At 74.5% G+C, this 17,590-nt stretch carries 16 protein-coding genes and 2 pseudogenes; 6 read left to right on the forward strand and 12 right to left on the reverse strand.

The features are described 5' to 3' along the window. Window positions 1-970: 970 nt before the first annotated feature. From G5C62_RS28685 to rimP, 4 genes and pseudogenes are all read right to left on the reverse strand, one after another. Window positions 971-1,111 (reverse strand): annotated as a pseudogene (locus G5C62_RS28685) (translation initiation factor IF-2 N-terminal domain-containing protein); the annotation flags it as partial. 214 nt (window positions 1,112-1,325) lie between these two features. After that, on the reverse strand, window positions 1,326-1,592 hold the full coding sequence (locus tag G5C62_RS11550; protein WP_164701072.1) for a YlxR family protein: 267 nt from the start codon (window positions 1,590-1,592) through the stop codon (window positions 1,326-1,328). Between the two features lie 8 nt (window positions 1,593-1,600). Then, window positions 1,601-2,725 carry a transcription termination factor NusA gene (gene nusA / locus G5C62_RS11555; RefSeq protein WP_164701073.1) on the reverse strand — a complete coding sequence of 375 codons (1,125 nt, stop codon included), beginning with the start codon at window positions 2,723-2,725 and terminating at the stop codon, window positions 1,601-1,603. Continuing rightward, window positions 2,722-3,543: a ribosome maturation factor RimP gene (gene rimP / locus G5C62_RS11560; RefSeq protein WP_241175838.1), complete on the reverse strand. Its 822-nt coding sequence runs from the start codon at window positions 3,541-3,543 to the stop codon at window positions 2,722-2,724. The genes nusA and rimP overlap by 4 nt, the downstream gene beginning before the upstream one ends. Before the next feature lie 211 nt (window positions 3,544-3,754). Between rimP and G5C62_RS11565 the strand changes: the two genes are divergently transcribed. Both G5C62_RS11565 and G5C62_RS11570 read left to right on the forward strand, forming a co-directional pair. Next, window positions 3,755-4,258, forward strand: a complete 504-nt coding sequence (locus tag G5C62_RS11565; RefSeq protein WP_164701075.1) for a hypothetical protein — start codon at window positions 3,755-3,757, stop codon at window positions 4,256-4,258. A gap of 39 nt (window positions 4,259-4,297) precedes the next feature. Beyond that, window positions 4,298-4,801: a ferritin-like domain-containing protein gene (locus G5C62_RS11570; protein WP_164701076.1), complete on the forward strand. Its 504-nt coding sequence runs from the start codon at window positions 4,298-4,300 to the stop codon at window positions 4,799-4,801. On the opposite strand, the gene G5C62_RS11575 is transcribed toward G5C62_RS11570, so the two are convergent. From G5C62_RS11575 to dxr, 5 genes are all read right to left on the reverse strand, one after another. Then, the gene (locus G5C62_RS11575; protein WP_241175839.1) at window positions 4,798-6,732 is read right to left on the reverse strand and encodes a penicillin-binding transpeptidase domain-containing protein; all 1,935 of its coding nucleotides are present in this window, start codon (window positions 6,730-6,732) and stop codon (window positions 4,798-4,800) included. The two genes, G5C62_RS11570 and G5C62_RS11575, sit on opposite strands and share 4 nt — an antisense overlap. A 73-nt stretch (window positions 6,733-6,805) precedes the next feature. Further along, window positions 6,806-7,657, reverse strand: a complete 852-nt coding sequence (locus G5C62_RS11580; protein ID WP_164701077.1) for a DUF4081 domain-containing GNAT family N-acetyltransferase — start codon at window positions 7,655-7,657, stop codon at window positions 6,806-6,808. Window positions 7,658-7,697: 40 nt separating this feature from the next. Further along, window positions 7,698-8,852, reverse strand: coding sequence for a flavodoxin-dependent (E)-4-hydroxy-3-methylbut-2-enyl-diphosphate synthase (gene ispG / locus G5C62_RS11585; RefSeq protein ID WP_036339862.1), 1,155 nt, complete (start codon window positions 8,850-8,852; stop codon window positions 7,698-7,700). Between the two features lie 18 nt (window positions 8,853-8,870). Beyond that, complete coding sequence (locus G5C62_RS11590; protein ID WP_241175840.1) at window positions 8,871-10,325, reverse strand: RIP metalloprotease; 1,455 nt, start codon at window positions 10,323-10,325, stop codon at window positions 8,871-8,873. Then, window positions 10,262-11,494 (reverse strand): 1-deoxy-D-xylulose-5-phosphate reductoisomerase, encoded by a 1,233-nt coding sequence (gene dxr, locus G5C62_RS11595; RefSeq protein ID WP_036339860.1) that lies wholly within the window; start codon window positions 11,492-11,494, stop codon window positions 10,262-10,264. Before dxr ends, G5C62_RS11590 begins: the two co-directional genes overlap by 64 nt. 277 nt (window positions 11,495-11,771) lie before the next feature. Between dxr and G5C62_RS11600 the strand changes: the two genes are divergently transcribed. The 4 genes from G5C62_RS11600 to G5C62_RS11615 all read left to right on the forward strand — a co-directional run bounded on the left by G5C62_RS11600 (window position 11,772) and on the right by G5C62_RS11615 (window position 15,280). Continuing rightward, window positions 11,772-12,734 (forward strand): hypothetical protein, encoded by a 963-nt coding sequence (locus G5C62_RS11600; RefSeq protein WP_036339858.1) that lies wholly within the window; start codon window positions 11,772-11,774, stop codon window positions 12,732-12,734. A gap of 2 nt (window positions 12,735-12,736) precedes the next feature. Further along, complete coding sequence (locus tag G5C62_RS11605; RefSeq protein ID WP_164701078.1) at window positions 12,737-13,726, forward strand: LCP family protein; 990 nt, start codon at window positions 12,737-12,739, stop codon at window positions 13,724-13,726. 63 nt (window positions 13,727-13,789) lie between these two features. Continuing rightward, window positions 13,790-14,119: a DUF2631 domain-containing protein gene (locus G5C62_RS11610; RefSeq protein WP_241175841.1), complete on the forward strand. Its 330-nt coding sequence runs from the start codon at window positions 13,790-13,792 to the stop codon at window positions 14,117-14,119. A gap of 303 nt (window positions 14,120-14,422) precedes the next feature. After that, window positions 14,423-15,280 carry a hypothetical protein gene (locus G5C62_RS11615; protein ID WP_164701079.1) on the forward strand — a complete coding sequence of 286 codons (858 nt, stop codon included), beginning with the start codon at window positions 14,423-14,425 and terminating at the stop codon, window positions 15,278-15,280. Window positions 15,281-15,419: 139 nt separating this feature from the next. On the opposite strand, the gene G5C62_RS11620 is transcribed toward G5C62_RS11615, so the two are convergent. From G5C62_RS11620 to G5C62_RS27525, 3 genes and pseudogenes are all read right to left on the reverse strand, one after another. Beyond that, window positions 15,420-16,127: a VIT1/CCC1 transporter family protein gene (locus G5C62_RS11620; protein ID WP_241175842.1), complete on the reverse strand. Its 708-nt coding sequence runs from the start codon at window positions 16,125-16,127 to the stop codon at window positions 15,420-15,422. 2 nt (window positions 16,128-16,129) lie between these two features. Further along, window positions 16,130-17,308 carry a 23S rRNA (adenine(2503)-C(2))-methyltransferase RlmN gene (rlmN, locus tag G5C62_RS11625; RefSeq protein ID WP_164701080.1) on the reverse strand — a complete coding sequence of 393 codons (1,179 nt, stop codon included), beginning with the start codon at window positions 17,306-17,308 and terminating at the stop codon, window positions 16,130-16,132. Between the two features lie 95 nt (window positions 17,309-17,403). After that, window positions 17,404-17,590: pseudogene (locus G5C62_RS27525) on the reverse strand (hypothetical protein); the annotation flags it as partial.

The following is a 17,590-nucleotide window of genomic DNA, read 5'->3' on the forward strand; positions in this document are numbered from 1 at the left end:
CGGCACCGGAACCGCCGCGGCCACGACCACGGCCACCGCCGCCGCCACCCGGACGGAAGCCACCGCCGGCCGGCGCGCCACCGGGACCACCGGGACCGCCGCCACCGGGACGGAAGCCACCGCCACCGCCGGGACCACCCGGACGGCCACGACCACCGGCGCCACCGGGGCCGCCAGGACCACCGGCGCGACCGCCACCGGCCGGCCGCGGCGGCATCATGCCGGGGCTCGGACGCTGCGGCATCATGCCGGGGTTGGGACGCGGCCCACCCGGACCGGCGGCGGGACGGGGCCCGCCAGGACCGGACGACGGACGGGGGCCGCCGGCGCCGGGAGCCGGACGCGGGCCACCGGGGCCGGGACGCGGCCCGCCGGGACCGGCCTGCTGACCGGGAGCTCCGCCGGGACGCGGACCGGCCGCAGCCGGACGCGGGGCGCTGCTGAAGGGGTTGTTGCCCGGCCGGGGGGCCGGACGGGGGCCGGGCCGCGGCCCGGGAGCGGCCGGGCGCGGGGCGCCCGGAGCGGAACCACCCGCGGCCGGGCCGCCGTCCGGCGCACCACCCGCGGGTCGCGGACCCGGAGCAGCCGGACGCGCGCCCGGCTGGGCCGGTGCCGCCGGAGGCTGCTGGGTCGGGGCGCTGGCGGCCGGCTGCTGCGGGGCCGGGGCCTCGACCACCGGCTGCTGCGGTGCCGGCCGGGGGCCGGGACGCGGGCCGGGAGCCGCCGGACGGGCCGGCGACGGAGCCGGCGCACCGGTCTGGGCAGCCGGGGCCTGGGCAGCGGCCGGAGCCGGAGCCGGGGCCGGTGCAGCGGGGGCCGGTGCAGCGGGAGCCGGTGCAGCCGGAGCCGGGGCGGCAGGAGCCGACGCCACCGGCGCGGGCGGCCGGGGACCGGGACGCGGACCGGGGCGGGCGCCGGAGGCGCCGTTGCCGCCACCGCTCGAGGCACCGTCGCCGGGGAAGGCCTCACGCAGCCGTCGGGCCACCGGGGCCTCGACGGTGGACGAGGCGGACTTCACGAACTCGCCCTGCTCCTTGAGCTTGGCGAGCACTGTCTTGCTGTCGATACCGAGCTCTTTCGCGAGCTCGTGTACGCGGGCCTTGCCTGGCACGGGTCTCCTCTGGTGAGGCCGGCGGCTGGCCCGCTCGACCTCTGTCTCAGTGGTGCATGGTCATCGTGGCGACTTCACGGGTTGCTCATCCGAGGTCGTCCTGCTCTCGACTGTGGACCGGCCGGGTGCCGGTCCGACTGGATCGCGCTCAGTACATGGTGCTCGGTGGTGCACGGCGCTCGGTGCGGTCCGTCCGGGGCGCCACCCGGGCGGGTCAGGTGACCTGCCGGAGGACGTGCGCCTCGAGCGGGCCGGTCTCCAACGGCGTGCTGCTGCGCAGCGCGCGCGGGAAGGCCCGGCGCCGGACTGCTGCCTGTAGGCACTCCGCGGTGGGGTGCAGGGACGCACCCCGGCCAGGGAGCCGTCGCCGCGGATCAGGGGTGAGCCCCCCGCCGCGGACGACGACACGCAACAGCTCGGTGACCGGAGCGCGTCGCCGGCACCCCACACAGGTGCGGACCGGCATCGACGAATCGGCCATCAGGGAGTCTAGCGCGCCGCGGGCCCGGGATGTTCCGCGCGCCGCACGGGGGGCCGGTGACCGCCCTGCGGACCGCGGGCACCGGGCCGGCCGGGCTGCACGCCCGGCCGCAACGGAGCCCGCCCGACACCCGGGGAGACCGGGGCGTTGCCGTCGGTGGGCTCGGCGTCGCTGCGGATGTCGATGCGGCACCCGGTGAGCCGGGCGGCCAGTCGGGCGTTCTGCCCCTCCTTGCCGATCGCCAGCGACAACTGGTAGTCCGGCACGACCACCTGGACCGCCCGAGCGGCCGGGTCCACCACCCGTGCACTGGTGACCCGCGCGGGCGACAGCGCAGAGGCGACGAAGCTGGCCTCGTCCTCGGACCAGTCGACGATGTCGATCTTCTCGCCGTGCAGGTCGCTCATCACGTTGCGGACCCGCTGGCCCATCGGGCCGATGCACGAACCCTTGGCGTTCAGCCCGGGGACGCGGGTGCGGACGGCGATCTTCGACCGGTGCCCGGCCTCGCGTGCCACGGCGACGATCTCCACGCTGCCGTCGGCGACCTCGGGCACCTCGAGCGCGAACAGCTTGCGGACCAGGTTGGGGTGGGTGCGCGACAGCGTCACCTGCGGGCCGCGGAAGGTGCGGGCGACGGAGACGACGTAGGCCTTGAGCCGGCTGCCGTGCCGGTAGTCCTCACCGGGCACCTGCTCGGGCGCCGGCAGCGTGGCCTCCACCTTGCCGATGTCGACCAGCACCACGCCCTGGGTGTTGCGGCGGTCGTGCGCCTGCACGATGCCGCTGACGATGTCGCCCTCCTTGCCGGCGTACTCCCCGAAGGTCTGCTCGTGCTCGGCGTCGCGGAGCCGCTGGATGATCACCTGCTTGGCGGTGCTGGCGGCGATCCGGCCGAAGTCGGAGGGGGTGTCGTCCCACTCGTGCACGACCTCGCCGTCCGGCCCCAGCTCCTGGGCCAGGACTGCCACCTCGCCGCTCTTGCGGTCCACCTGCACGCGCACGTGCTTGGCCGCACCGTCCGCGTGCCGGTAGGCGGTGACCAGCGCGGTCTCGATCGCCTGCAGCACCGTGTCCGCGGGGATGCCCTTCTCCCGCTCGACCGCCTTGAGAGCCGTCACGTCGATGTTCACTTGTTGCCTCCTCGTCGCGACCGGGGGTCCCGCGGCGCGCGGCGCGGTGCCGGTCGCCCGGGCTTCCCGCTCGCGTCGACCGCACTGGTCCCGGTCGGGTCCTGCTCGTCGTCGTGCTCGTCCTCGGCGTCCTCGGGCACGTCGCCGTCGGTCTCGTCGTCGGTCTCGTCGTCGTGGGTCTCGTCGTCGTCCTGGTGGTCGTCGTGGTGCTCGTCGTCGTGCTCGTCGTCGTGCTCGTCGTCGTGCTCGTCGTCGTCGCCGTGGTCGACGAGCGCGGCGTCACGGTGCCCGGCCGGTCGGGTGAACTCCACCTGCACCCGCGCCTCGCCCAGCTCTGCCCAGGGAACGGTGCGCTCGCCGACGGCCTTGCGCACCTGGCCCTTCTTGGTGCCGCCCTTCTCCACGGCCAGCACGACCCCGCCGTCGTCGACCCGGAGCACCCGGCCGGTGAGCTGCTCCCGGCCGGCGTCGGGGCCGACGGCGACGCCGACCAACCGGCCGACGTTGCGCCGCCAGTGCCGCGGCAGGGTCAGCGGTCGGTCGACCCCGGGGCTGGTGACCTCCAGGACGTAGGGCGAGCGGCCCAGCGCCTCGTCCTGCGCGTCGAGCACCTCCGACAGCGCACGGCTGAGCTCGGCGACGTCGTCCAGGCTGACCCCGGCGTCCCGGTCGACCACGACCCGGACCACCGACCGCTGGCCGGCGGGGCGGACGACGAGCTCCTCCAGGTCGTACCCGGCGGCGGCGACCACGGGCTCGACCCAACCGGTCAGCTTGGCGGTCACCACGTCCGCGGTGCCTGCACCTCGCGTGGACACCGACTGCCTCCTGTTGTGTGGGAACCGCGACGTGCCCACCGGGTGGGGGCCCCGGTGGGCGGCCGGGCGGGCCCGACGGGCCACCGGCGTGCTGCGCGTGAACCGTCAGGCTACCGCCCGCACCGCCGGCATCACCGGTCCCGCGAGTCGCGACCGGCGCTCCGGTGCGTTCGGCCAGGAGAGTCGCCCGGGACTGTCAGGATGGACGGCGATGTCCGGACTCCTCCCCGCTCCCCCGGCCGCCGGCGCGTTCACCCGACGCAGCCTGTTGATCGCCACCCTCGCCGGCACGGCGCTGGTGCTCACCGGCTGCACCGGCAGCCCCGGCGACGTGACCGACGCGGTCACCCCGGCGCAGGTCGACCGGCTGGCCGCCCAGGTCCGGGTGCAGGAGGAGGTGGTGGCCGGCTACGACCAGGCGTTGAGCAGCGCGCCCGACCTGGCCGCGGCGCTGACCCCGCTCGCCGCGCAGGCGCTGGCACAGCTGGACCGGCTGCGCGCGGCCGCCCCCGGCGACACCGCGACGACCTCGGCGGCGGCCAGCGGCACCGCTGCACCGACCGATGCGGCGGAGGCACGCGTCTGGCTGCGGGGCGTCGTCGCTGCGGCCGCCGCCGCGCACGCCGAGGCCTGCCCGGAGTTCACCGGCGGGCGGGCGGCGCTCCTCGGCAGCATCGCGGCCGGCCTGCGGGGCCAGGACGGACTGTTGGCATGAACACTGCTCCGCGACGGGCAGCCGGGAGACGGGACGACGATGGCTGACGGCACCAGCTCACCCGCGGGCTCGCCCACCGCGGCGGAGGACAGGGCGGCAGGGGGCAGGGCGGCGGAGGACACCGCACTGCAGGACGCGCTGGCCGCGGTGCACGCGGCGATCTGGGGCTACGGCGTCGTCGGTGCGACACTCCCCCCGGAGTCCCGGGACGCCGTGGTCGCGTGCGAGCTGGCGTACCTGGACCTCCGGGACCAGCTCGTCGCCCTGCTGAGCGCCCGGCGGGTCGAGCCGGTCGCCGACGAACCGGGGCACACCCTGCCCTTCCCGGTGCTCTCCCCGGTCGACGCCGCAGCGCTCGCGGTCGTGCTGGAGGAGGGCGCGTCCGGGACGTGGACGTGGGTGCTGGACCAGGCGAGCGAGCGCAGCACCCGCGTGCTCGCCGTGGCCGCGCTGAGCGCCGCCGAGCTGCGGGCGGTCGACTGGCGAGCCCGGGCCGGCCGCACGCCACCGACCAGCGCCTTCCCCGGCCTGCCGCAGGCCTAGCTGCCCAGCGCGGCGAGGAAGGCGTCGGCGACCTCGACGGCGACGCTGCTGGACTGCCCTGCCTCGACCAGCACGGCGAACGCGACGTCGCCCTGGGGGCCCCCGAGCTGGTAGCCCATGAACCACCCGTGTGCGTCCAGCGGGGTGTTGGTGCCGTACTCCGCGGTGCCGGTCTTGCCGTACACCTCACCCCGGTCGGCCAGCCCGGTGGCCGTCCCGCCGAGGACCACCTGGCGCATCATCGGCCGCAGCGCGTCCAGGACGGCCGGGTCGGGTCCGGCGGGGGCTGCACCGGCCGGCTCTGCCCCCACGACCTCGACGGGGACGGCCGGGGTGCCGCCGGCGATGCCGGCGGCCACCAGGGCCAGCTGGGCCGGGCTCATCAGCACCTGGCCCTGCCCGATCGCGTCGGCGGCCTCGGTCGTGCCGGTGCTCGTGGCGGGCACCTCACCGCTGAAGACGTCGACCGGCAGCTGCCAGTCGGTGCCCACCCCGTAGGAGGTGGCCGCGGCGGCGAGCGCGCCGTCGGGGAGGGTGAGCGCCTGCTGGATGAAGGTGGTGTTGCAGGACTGGGCGAACGCCTCGGTCATCGGCACCGTGCCGAGGTCGAACTGGTCCTCGTTCTCGAACTCCCGGCCCTCCACGAGGGTCGTGGCCGGGCAGGGCACCTGCGTCTCCGGGGTGACCGTGCCGGCGGACAGCAGCGCCGTCGCCGTCATCGTCTTCATGCTCGAGCCGGGAGGGAACTGCCCGGTCAGGGCGTTGACCGGGTTGGCCGCCTCGTTCGAGCTGACCGCCAGGAGCTCCCCGGTGCCCGGCCGCACCGCCACCAGGTGGGTGGCCAGCGGCTGGGTGGCCACGGCGGCGTCGGCGGCGTTCTGGACCGCCGGCAGCAGCGGGGTCTGGACGGGGGTGCCCGGCACGGGGTCGACGGTGCCGACGACCCGCCCGGTGTCCTCGAGGGCCTCGTCGGTGCTCATCACCCGGACGGTGAACCCCGGGGTGCCGGCCAGCTGCTCCTGGTAGGCCAGCTGCAGGCCGGACAGGCCCAGCCGGTCCCCGGCGGCGTAGCGCTGCTCGCCGTCGGCGTCGACGGTGTCCTCCAGCACCTCGGCGGTGGCGTCCCCGACCCGGCCCAGCAGGGCGAGCCCGAACCGGGACGTGGGGGCGAGCAACCGGGTGCTGGTCGGGAAGACGGCCCCGGGCAGGTCGTACACCTGTGCGCGGATCGCCTCGAAGTCCGGCCGGCGCAGGGTGATGACCGGGACGAACTGCCCGGCCGGTGCCGCCTGCACGTCGGCGGTGATCTCCTCCGCGGAGATCCCGGTCGCCGCGGCCAGGCCGGCGGCCAGCGCCGGCAGGTCGGTGACCTGGGCGGTGTCCACCCCGACGTCCACCACCTCCGTCTCGGCGAACAGCGGCGCGCCGGTGCCGTCGGTGATCGGTGCGCGCTCCGGCAGCGACCGGGCGAGCTCCAGGTGCTGACCGTCGGCCAGCTCCGGGTGGACGACGGCCGGCTCGGCGACGACCTCCCAGCTGTCCTCGCCCTCCTGCAGCTCCAGCGTGGCGTCGTAGGTCCAGTCCGGGGCCGCGGTGAGGTCCCAGGTGGCCTGCCAGGTGACGGTCGCCGCGCCGTCCTCGGCCTGCACCTCGCCCAGCTCGGTGCTCAGGGTCGCGTCGGGCAGGTCGGCGGCGGTCTGCTCCAGCAGCGCCCCGGCCGCCGCGGGGTCGGTCGTGCGGTCGGCGGCTGCATCCACCCGGCCCGCGGCCCAGTCGTCGAGGAAGGCCTGGGCGGCGTCGCGGACGTCGTCGGTGGAGTCGCCCGAGCACCCGCTCAGCAGCGGGGCGAGCACCAGCACCGCGGCACCCCCGGCCGTCGTCACCCGGCGGGTGGCCCCGCGCCTGCTGCTGGACCCGTGTCGGCTGCGCACCCACCCACCCTGGCAGAAGTCCGCTGCCGATCCGGAACTCCTCGCCGCACCAGCCCCAGGACTCACAGGCCGTCTAGAAGAGGATCGAGGCGTACGTGCCGACCTGCTGGAAGCCGACCCGTTCGTAGGCGGCGCGGGCCGCACGGTTGTAGTCGTTGACGTAGAGGCTGACCACCGGGGCGATCGCCGTGCGGGCGTACTCGACCACCGCCGCGGTGCCCCGCTGCCCGATCCCCTGCCCGCGGTGCTGCGGGGAGACCCACACGCCCTGCACCTGGCAGGCGTCGCGGGAGACGGCGCCGATGTCGGCCTTGAAGAGCACCTCGCCACGCTCGATCCACGCCAGTGAGTGACCGGCGTGGACCATCTCCGCCACCCGGGCCCGGTAGCCGGCGCCGCCGTCGACGCGCAGCGGGCTGACCCCCACCTCCTCGGTGAACATGGCGACGGCGGCCGGCAGCAGGGTGTCCAGCTCCTCGGTGCGGACCGGGCGCACCCGCGGCTCGGCCGGCACCGACGCCGGCCCCGAGATGGCCAGCAGGGGCTGCTGGGCGCGCACCTCCCGTGCCGGGCCCCAGTACGGCTCCAGCAGCTCCCACAGCGGCAGCACCGCCGCCGCCGGGCCCACCACGGTCGAGCACCGTCGCCCGGCCCGCCGGGCCCGGTCGGCGAACGCGGTCGCCGCGGCCCGTTCCGCGCCCGGCCGGGCGAAGGGGATCAGGTTCGCGCCGGCCAGGCAGACCGCCTCCAGCCGGCGACCGGCGTACAGGCCCCACAGTGGCGCGCCCAGCGACACGGTCGCGGTGCCGTGGGTCTCGACCCGCCCGGCGAGCATGCAGGCGCCGACCGGGTCGGTGGCCAGCAGCTCCCGGACGGCGTCCTCGTCCCCGGCGTCCAGGACCCGGGCGGGCGAGGAGCGCAGCACGCGGACCACTGTCCTCGGTCGACCGGTGTGGGCGGGCGGGTCAGGAGACGGAGACGACCGGCGGACCGGACGGGGTGCCCTCGGCGACCTGCGCCTCGGCGATCCGCATGGCCTCCTCGATCAGCGTCTCCACGATCATCGACTCGGGCACGGTCTTGACGACCTCGCCCTTGACGAAGATCTGCCCCTTGCCGTTGCCGGAGGCGACGCCCAGGTCGGCCTCGCGGGCCTCGCCCGGGCCGTTCACCACACAGCCCATGACGGCCACCCGCAGCGGCACCTCCATGCCCTCGAGGCCGGCGGTCACCTCGTCGGCGAGCTTGTAGACGTCGACCTGGGCCCGGCCGCAGGAGGGGCAGCTCACGATCTCCAGACCGCGCTGGCGCAGGTTCAGCGACTCCAGGATCTGGTTGCCGACCTTGACCTCCTCCGCCGGTGGGGCGGAGAGGGAGACCCGGATGGTGTCGCCGATGCCCTGGGACAGCAGGGCGCCGAAGGCGACCGCGGACTTGATGGTGCCCTGGAAGGCGGGACCGGCCTCGGTCACGCCGAGGTGCAGCGGGTAGTCGCACTGGGCGGCCAGCAGCTCGTAGGCGCGGACCATGACCACCGGGTCGTTGTGCTTCACCGAGATCTTGATGTCGCGGAAGTCGTGCTCCTCGAACAGCGAGCACTCCCACAGCGCCGACTCGACCAGCGCCTCCGGCGTCGCCTTCCCGTACTTGGCCAGCAGCCGCTTGTCCAACGAGCCGGCGTTGACCCCGATCCGGATCGGGGTGCCGGCGTCCTTGGCGGCCCGGGCGATCTCGCCGACCTTGTCGTCGAACTTCTTGATGTTGCCAGGGTTCACCCGCACGGCGGCGCACCCGGCGTCGATCGCGGCGAACACATAGCGCGGCTGGAAGTGGATGTCGGCGATCACCGGGATCTGCGACTTCCTGGCGATGATCGGCAGCGCCTCGGCGTCGTCGGTGTCGGGCACCGCGACGCGCACGATCTGGCACCCGGAGGCGGTCAGCTCGGCGATCTGCTGCAGCGTCGCGTTGATGTCGGCGGTCTTGGTCGTGCACATCGACTGGACGCTGACCGGGGAGTCGCTGCCGACCCCGACGCCCCCGACGTCCAGCTGACGGGTCTTCCGGCGCGGAGCGAGGACGGGCGGCGGAGAGGCGGGCATGCCCAGCGAGACGGTCACGGTAGGTCAGTCTCCCACTTACTGCAGGGTGATCGGGTTGACGACGTCGGCGATGACGAGCAGGCCGGACAGCAGGATGAACAACCCCGCCACGGCATAGGCGACCGGCATGAGCCGGGCGATGTCGAACGGGCCGGGATCGGGCCGCCCGCGCAGCCGGGCCACGGTCGAGCGGGCCTTCTCGTACAAGGCGCCGGCGACGTGTCCGCCGTCCAGCGGGTAGAGCGGCACGAGGTTGAACAGGAAGAGCACCAGGTTGACGCTGGCCAGCAGCGACACGAAGAAGCTGAGCTTGTCCAGGTTGCTGAACTGCTCCAGGGCGAACGCCTCACCGGACAGCCGGCTGACCCCGACCAGGCCGATCGGCCCCTCGCGGTCTCGCTCCTCGCCCATGAACGTGGCCCGGAACAGCTGCGGGATGCGCTCGGGGATCTGCACCAGCCGCTGGACCGACTCGACGACCACGGTGCCGAAGTAGCCCGGCAGCGAGCTCAGCGGCTGGCCGACGTACTCCGTCGCGGACTGGACGCCGAGGTACCCGACCTCCTCGGTGCCATCGGGTTCACCGTCCGAGTCGGTGTCGGTGTAGACGGTGTTCTCGATCGGGGTGACCGTGAGGTCGAGCTGCTCGGGAACGCCCTGGGCGTCCTCGCGGGCGACGGTCAGCGTCAGCGGGGTGCTGGCGCTGGCCTGCACCGTCTCGACCAGCGCCTCCCAGCCGTCGCCCGGCTCCTGGGTGACGGGCTCGCCGTCGATCGCCAGGATCGTGTCCCCGGCCTTCAGCCCGGCCTGCGCGGCCGGACCGGCCGGCGGCAGCGCGCAGTCGGCGGCACCCGCCTCGCAGGTCTGCCCCTCGGGCGTGATCGGGACGGTGCAGGGGTCGGCGGCGGCGGCACTGGCGGCCCCGGCGGGCAGCACGCAGTCGGGCACCGCCGCGATCGTGGTGGTGGTCGTCGGCAGGCCGATGCCCACCAGCAGGACCAGGAAGAGCAGCACCGCCAGCACCAGGTTGTGGAAGGGGCCGGCGAACATCACGATCACCCGCTGCCACCACGGCTTGGCGTAGAAGACCCGGCCGCGGTCGGTGGGCAGGACGTCGTTGAGGGCCGCCCCGCGCACCTCGGCGATGAAGCTGCGCATCCGGGTGGCGCGCTTGCTCTCGCCCTCCTCGGCCGGCGGGATCATGCCGACGATCCGGATGTAGCCGCCCAGCGGGATCGCCTTGATCCCGAACTCGGTCTCGCCGCGGCGGAAGGACCACACCGTCGTCCCGAAGCCGACGAAGAACTGCGGCACCCGCATGCCGAACTTCCGGGCCCAGTAGAAGTGCCCGAACTCGTGGAAGCCGATGCTGAACAGCAGCCCGATGGCGAAGGCGACGATCCCGAGGACCGTCAGCAGGAACCCGCTCAGCTCAAGCTCCGTCTCAGGTCGTCCGCGTCGATGGCGCCGCGAGCGTGCTCCCGGGCCCACTTCTCAGCGGCCAGCACGTCCTCGACGCAGGTGGGTGCGCCGAGGTCCGGCGCGGCGTCGAGGGTACGCGCGATGACCTGCACAATCCCTGGGAACGAGAGGTGTCCGGCTGTGAATGCGGCGACCGCCTCCTCGTTGGCCGCGTTGTAGAGCGCCGGGACGACGCCGCCGGCCTCCCCCGCCTGCCGGGCGAGCCGGACCGCCGGGAACACCTCGCCGTCCAGGGGGAGGAACTCCCAGGTGCTGGCGGCCGACCAGTCCAGGGCCGGCTGCACGTCCGGCAACCGGTCCGGCCAGGCCAGCGCCAGCGCGATCGGCAGCCGCATGTCCGGTGGGCTGGCCTGGGCGATCGTCGCGCCGTCGGTGAACGTCACCATCGAGTGGACGATCGACTGCGGGTGCACCACGACGTCGATGTCGGCGTACGGGACGCCGAAGAGGAGGTGCGCCTCGATCAGCTCCAGCCCCTTGTTGACCAGGGTCGCGGAGTTGATGGTCACCACCGGGCCCATGTCCCAGGTGGGGTGGGCCAGCGCCTGCTCCCGGGTGACGTCGGCCAGGTCCGCGGCGCTGCGGCCGCGGAACGGCCCCCCGCTGGCGGTGAGCACCAGCCGGGCCACCTCGCCCCGCGTGCCCCCGCGCAGGCACTGCGCCAGCGCGGAGTGCTCGGAGTCGACCGGCACCAGCTGACCCGGGGCCGCCGCCGCCGTCACCAGTGCACCACCGGCGACCAGCGACTCCTTGTTGGCCAGGGCCACCGTGCGACCGGCGGCGAGCGCCGAGAGCGTCGGGCGCAACCCGATCGACCCGGTGATCCCGTTGAGGACGACGTCGGCCGGCCGCGTGGCCAGCTCCTCGGCGGCGCGCGGGCCGGCCAGGATCTCCGGGAGCGCGTACTGGCCCTGGGCCCAGCCGCGCTGCTGCGCCGCGGCGTAGAAGGCGAGCTGCAGGTCCTGGGCGGCGGTGGCCCGGGCGATGGCCACGGTGCGCACGCCCAGCGAGAGGGCCTGCTCGGCCAGCAGGGCGACGTCACCCCCACCGGCGGCGAGCCCGGTGACCCGCAGCCGGCCCGGGTTCTGCCGGGCGACGGCGATCGCCTGGCGCCCGATCGACCCGGTGGACCCCAGCACGGTGACCGTGCGGGGTTCGGTGCTGCGCGGCTCGCTCATGCACCTGATCCTGCCAAGCCCGCCGACTCCACGTCTCGCCGCCAGGCGCGGCACCGCCACCACAGCCTCGCCCCGTCCACTCTTGACGACAATCCGCCCCTGCACGACTGATCTGCACAGCCAGACTCCGTCCGGATCTGGACGGATCAGCCATCCGTTGTCACTCGTTGGGCAATCTCTCGGCGTGTCGTCGCACGGAACGACAATCCGGGTCGTTGCGTGCCGATACTTCTGTCGATGGCTCGGACGTCCGGGCCCGGACCAGACGGAGAAACTCATGTCCCGCGTGTCCCCGCTCCGCGCCACCGTGGCGACCGGCCTCAGCCTCGGCACCGTGGGCCTCGGCATCGCCTTCGCGCCGGCCGCCCTGGCCGCCGACCTGCCTCCGCTGCAGGGTTCCTCCACTGCGGTGATCGGTCAGCCCTACACCCTGACCGGCACCGGGTGTGCGGCGACGGATCCCAGCACGCCGGCCATCGTCTACGTGGACGTCCTGGCCGCAGCAGATGCCGACGACCCCGCAGCCGAGCCGGTGCTCAGCCTGGCGGGCGCGGTGGAGGCCGGCACCTGGACCGCGGCACTGGAGTTCCTGCCCGAGGCGACGCCGGGCGGCTACGTGGCCTTCGCCATCTGCGAGCCCTACGACGGCGGGGAGAACGAGGACGGCGCGGACTGGCTCCTCTACCCGGAGTTCGGGTTCACGCTGCAGTCGGCGCCCGTGACGCCGACGCCGGTCACGCCGACGCCGGTCACCTCGCCCCCCAGCACCCCGACCACCGTCACCCCGACCGGCCAGCTGCGCGGCGAGACCGCGAACACCGTCGGCGTGTCCAGCACCAAGACCGCCGCCACGACCGGCGCCAGCGCCGTCCAGGGCGCGAAGATCGTCAAGGTGCTCACCGGCTTCAAGCCCGGGGAGAAGGTCACCGTCACGCTGCACTCGGACCCGCAGACGGTGGGCACCTTCACCGCCGACGAGAACGGCACCGTGACGGCCACCTTCACGCTGCCGGCCGGCACCACGGCCGGTGAGCACGACCTGGTCTTCGAGGGCGACATGGGCACCTACTTCCAGGAGTCCCTGACGGTCACCGCCGCCAGCTCCTCGGACTCCGACAGCCTGGCCTACACCGGCGCGAGCCTCGCCCTGCCGCTGTCGCTGGGTGGCGGGCTGCTCGTCGCCGGCGCCGGTGCGCTCTACGCCCTCCGGCGCCGTCCGGCGGGGGCACAGCAGGCCTGAGCATGACCCTTCCGCACGACGTGGACGCCGGCCAGGAGACTCCTGGCCGGCGTCCGCCGCGTTCCAGCGCACGTGCGCGGCGCTGGTCGCGCGTCGTCCTCTCCGTCCTCGCCCTGCTGGTGATCGCACTGGGCGCGGACGCGGCCGTGCTCGCCGGCCGGCTGGAGCAGGTCGACGTCGACCTGTCCGACGGCCCCGGGGACGCCGACGGGCGGACCTGGGTCCTCGTCGGACTCGACTCGCGCACGCACCTCCCCGCCGACGCCACCAGTGCCGCCTTCGGCACACCGGAGGACGTCCCCGGCAGCCGTGCGGACGTGATCGTGGTGGTCCACCAGACCGACGCCGGGGCCACCGTGTTCTCGGTGCCGCGCGACGTGGTGGTGCGCGCGGACCGACGTCCCGGTCGACTCGCACTCGCCTGGCTGCGCGGACCGCAGGCCACCGTCGACGGGCTGTGCCAGCTCGGCATCCCCACCGACCACCTGCTGACCGTGGACCTGGGCGGGTTCGCCGCGGTGGTCGACGCCGCCGGCGGACTGGACGTCGAGGTCCCCGAACCGGTCCGCGACCAGCCCGCCGGGCTGGAGCTCACCCGTGCCGGCCACCAGCACGTGGACGGCGCCACCGCTCTGGCCCTCGTGCGCTCCCGGCACCCCGAGCACCTGGTCGACGGGGAGTGGGTGCCGGCGCCCGCGGCCCCCGACGGCCGCGCCACCGCCGCCGGCAGCGTGCTCGCTGCCCTGATGGACCAGGTCCGCGCCACGATGCCGCGACCATGGCGCCTCCAGTCGGTCGCCTGGGCGGCCTCCGCGGCCATCGCCACCGATCCGGACACCTCCGTCGGGGAACTCACCTCACTGGCCCGCGCAGACGTGGCCGACGTACGGGTCCTCCCGGTCGGCGACCCGGTGGGGGGCACGATCGCCCGGCTGCCCACGGCGGACACCAGGGCCGCGGTCGCGGCGGTCGGGCTCTCGTGCAGCCGCTGACCGAGCACATGCGGTCGCGCCACGACCGCGCCGAGCGGGTGGAGCGCACCGGGGCCTGGCAAGATGGTCTCCGTGAGTGAGCACAGCGGCCGGGGCCAGGGGCATCAGACGAGCGCCAGGGTGGTCGAGCAGTCCACCCGCGAGGAGGGCATCGTCCGCGCGGGGTCGACACCCGTCCACGACGAGCACCCTGCGGACTGGGGCTGGCACGCCGAGTCGGGCCGGGTCGGCCGGATCACCGGCTGGCTGATGGTGCTGGCCCTGCTGGCCCTGCTGTTCGGTAACCACGACGGCCAGGTCGAGAACCTGTGGATCCTCGGCTTCGTCCTCACGCTCGTGGTCATGCTGCTGTGGGACGTCCGCCGGCGGAAGAACGCCTGGCGCTCCCGCTGACCCACCCGCCGCTGCCCAGCGGCCCGTGATTGACGACAGAGGCCGCTTCCCCTCCGGGGAGGCGGCCTCTGTCGTCGTCTGCGAGCCTGCCCCAGACCGCACTGGACGAAGGTGACGGTGAACGACTCCGCCTGGGTCAATGTTGACGTCGCTGCGGTGGACAGTCCCGGTGGTGGATGTGCAAATCTGACCGACTCGTCCGCGTGTCGCACAGAAAACTGCCAGCCAGGGTGGTCGGTCCCGCTAGACAGTCCCGCAACGGACCCGTACAACCCGGGCCGACACACACACGGAGGAACCCCGATGAGCCGCCTGTCCCGCACCCGCGTCGCCGTCGTGACCGGTCTGACCCTCGGAACGGCCTCCGCGGGCCTCCTCCTCGCCCCCGCCGCGCTCGCCGCGCCTGCCGCGCCGTCCGTCGCGCCGTCGAGCACGCTCGCCCCCGGTGCCACCTTCACCATCTCCGGCGCCGGCTGCACCCAGGCCTCCGACACCGACGCGGAGCCCATGGCCGTCATCACGCCCGACAGCGACGAGCCCGGCTGGGGCGACGGCGGCCCGGTCAACGCCGACGGCACCTGGACCCTCGAGCTGGACGCACCCGCTGAGGTGGGCACCTACTCGTACCGGCTGTACTGCGACCAGTACACGACCGACTTCCAGTACCCGAACGTGACCATCACGGTCACCGCCGACGGCAAGCCCGCCCCCGCCCCCGCCCCGGCCGCCTTCGTGCCGGGAGCGAAGCCGAACACCCCGGGCATCGCCGCCACCGCCAGCAGCGCCACCAGCAACGTCGCCGCCCCGGGCCAGAAGATCACCAAGACCCTCAAGGGCTTCAAGGCCTTCGAGAAGGTCACCCTGGTCATGCACTCGACCCCCGTCGTCCTGGGCACCTGGGACGCCGACGCCAACGGCGTCGTCACGGCCACCTTCACGCTCCCCGCGGGCACCGCGCTCGGCACCCACACCCTCGCCTACGACGGCTCCGACGGCAGCCACTTCGAGGAGACCATCACCCTGACCGCCGACGGCAAGGCGCTGGCCTACACCGGCGCCAGCGTGGCCCTGCCGCTGGTCGCGGGCACCGTGCTCGTCGGCGCCGGCGCCGGCGCCCTGGTCCTCAGCCGCCGCCGCACCGCGGGAGCGACGCAGGCCTGAGCATGATCCTCAGCACCACCACGGACGCCGGCCAGGCACCCCCTGGCCGGCGTCCGTTGCGTTCACGGGTAGTGCGCCGGGCACTGGGCGGTGGCTGGGAGGGGACATCGCACGGGATCTGGGTGCCCTGGGACGTCGTCTAGCTGACGGCCACGCCGATCGCACTGCCGATCAGGTAGGTCGTGCCGGCGGCCAGCGCCCCGAACAGCAGCTGGCGCAGCGCGGACCACCACCACGGCCGCGGGGTGAAGCGCGAGGACAGCGCACCGGCGACCGCCAGGCCCACCCCGCCGCACACCAGCGCCACCCACAGCAGGTCCAGCCCGAACAGGTAGGGCAGCAGCGGCACGGCGGCGCCGACCGAGAAGGTCACGAACGAGGAGACCGCAGCCACCTTCGGCGACGGGATGTCCTCCGGACTCAGCCCCATCTCCGCGACGACGTGCAGCCGCAGCGCCGTCTCCGGGTCCCGGGACAGCTGCACCGACACCCGCTCGGCGAGGTCGTCGTCCACCCCGCCGGCGCGCAGCAGGGCGACCAGCTCGTGCCGCTCCCCCTCGGGGTTGCGTTCCAGTTCCCCGCGCTCCTTGGCGACCTCCAGCTCGAGCTGCTCGTTCTGGGTGGTCACTGACGTGTACTCGCCCAGCGCCATCGAGATGGCCCCGGCGACGAGGCTGGCGACGCCGGAGAGCACGACCGTCTGCGCCGCGGCACCGCCGGCGCCGACCCCGGCCACGAGGGCCGTGTTGGTCACCAGACCGTCCATCGCGCCGAAGACGGCCGCCCGCAGCCAGCCACCGGAGACGTCGGCGTGACTGTGCTCGTGCGCCTCCGCGTCGGGGGACACGGTCAGTCCTGGTCCGACTCGGCTCCCAGCGGGACGGCGTCCTCGACGGTGGGGACCGGGACGGCGACGCTCGGCACCCCGTCGACCTGGTCCGCGGCGGCCAGCTGACCGCAGGCGCCGTCGATGTCCGAACCGCGGGTGTCGCGGACGGTGGTCGGGACGCCGGCGGCGCGCAGCCGGGCGACGAACTCGCGCTGCGCCGGCAGCGGGCTGGCGTCCCACTTGCTGCCCGGCGTCGGGTTGAGCGGGATGAGGTTCACGTGCGCCAGTCGCTTCGCCAGCAGCTTCCCGAGCAGGTCGGCCCGGAACGGCTGGTCGTTGATGTCCCGGATCAGCGCGTACTCGATCGAGTACCGGCGACCGGTGCGGCGGGCGAAGTCGTCGGCGGCGCCCAGCACCTCGTCGACCTTCCAGCGGGTGTTGATCGGCACCAGTTCGTCGCGCAGCTCGTCGTCGGGGGCGTGCAGGCTGACCGCCAGGGTGACGTTGAGCCCCTCCTCGGTGAGCTTGCGGATCGCCGGGACCACGCCGACCGTCGAGACGGTCACCGAGCGCTGGGCCAGGCCCAGCCCGTGCGGTGCCGGGGTCAGCAGTGCGTCGAGCGTCTTGCGCACCCGGGCGTAGTTGGCCAGTGGCTCGCCCATGCCCATGAAGACGACGTTGGAGAGCCGGCCGGGCCCGCCGGGGATCTCGCCGTTGGCCATCGCCGCGGCCGCCGCGACCGCCTGGCCGATGATCTCGGCCGCGGAGAGGTTGCGGGTCAGGCCGCTCTGGCCGGTCGCGCAGAACGGGCAGGCCATGCCGCAGCCGGCCTGGCTGGAGATGCAGACGGTGGCGCGCTCGGGGTAGCGCATGAGCACGCTCTCCACCAGGGCCCCGTCGTGCAGGCGCCACAGCGTCTTGCGGGTGCGGCCGCCGTCGGCGGACTGGTGCCGGACCGGGGTCAGCAGCCCCGGCAGCAGCGCCTCGGCCAGCTCCGCGCGCGACGCGGCCGGCAGGTCGGTCATCTGCTCCGGATCGGTCACCCCGGCGTAGAAGTGCCGGGCCAGTTGATCGGCACGGAAGGCCGGCTGACCCAGCTCGACGACCGCTGCGCGGGCCTCCGCCCGGGTCAGGTCGGCGAGGTGCCGAGGCGGCTTGGTACGGCGGGGGGCCTCGAAGACCAGGGGCAAGACAGTCATGACGGTGTCCATGCTCCCACCACCGGGCCGCTGGGGGTGGGCTTAGCGGGGGTGACATGGCTCCCCGGATGACGCCGGGGAGGCGCCGTGCCCCGTCAGCTCCGGCCGAGAGCCTCGGCCGGCGTCGCCGACGGGTCGGGTGCACCGGACGGCGCGGCCGTCGGCGTGGACGTCGGCGGCGAGGCCACGGTCGGGGTCGCCGTCGGGCTGGGGGCGGGGGTCTGCTCGGGGGCGACGATCGGCGGGACCACCTCGCCATCGCCGGACGGTCCGTCCCCCGAG

Source organism: Modestobacter sp. KNN46-3 (assembly GCF_011039295.1).

Excerpts from the sequence above, each read along its gene's own strand:
- G5C62_RS11605 (WP_164701078.1), top strand. The coding sequence starts at position 12,737 with ATGACCCTTCCGCACGACGTGGACGCCGGCCAGGAGACTCCTGGCCGG.
- G5C62_RS11600 (WP_036339858.1), top strand. The coding sequence starts at position 11,772 with ATGTCCCGCGTGTCCCCGCTCCGCGCCACCGTGGCGACCGGCCTCAGC.
- G5C62_RS11550 (WP_164701072.1), bottom strand. The coding sequence starts at position 1,592 with ATGGCCGATTCGTCGATGCCGGTCCGCACCTGTGTGGGGTGCCGGCGA.
- G5C62_RS11610 (WP_241175841.1), top strand. The coding sequence starts at position 13,790 with ATGGTCTCCGTGAGTGAGCACAGCGGCCGGGGCCAGGGGCATCAGACG.
- G5C62_RS11565 (WP_164701075.1), top strand. The coding sequence starts at position 3,755 with ATGTCCGGACTCCTCCCCGCTCCCCCGGCCGCCGGCGCGTTCACCCGA.
- dxr (WP_036339860.1), bottom strand. The coding sequence starts at position 11,494 with ATGAGCGAGCCGCGCAGCACCGAACCCCGCACGGTCACCGTGCTGGGG.
- G5C62_RS11570 (WP_164701076.1), top strand. The coding sequence starts at position 4,298 with ATGGCTGACGGCACCAGCTCACCCGCGGGCTCGCCCACCGCGGCGGAG.
- rlmN (WP_164701080.1), bottom strand. The coding sequence starts at position 17,308 with ATGACTGTCTTGCCCCTGGTCTTCGAGGCCCCCCGCCGTACCAAGCCG.
- G5C62_RS11615 (WP_164701079.1), top strand. The coding sequence starts at position 14,423 with ATGAGCCGCCTGTCCCGCACCCGCGTCGCCGTCGTGACCGGTCTGACC.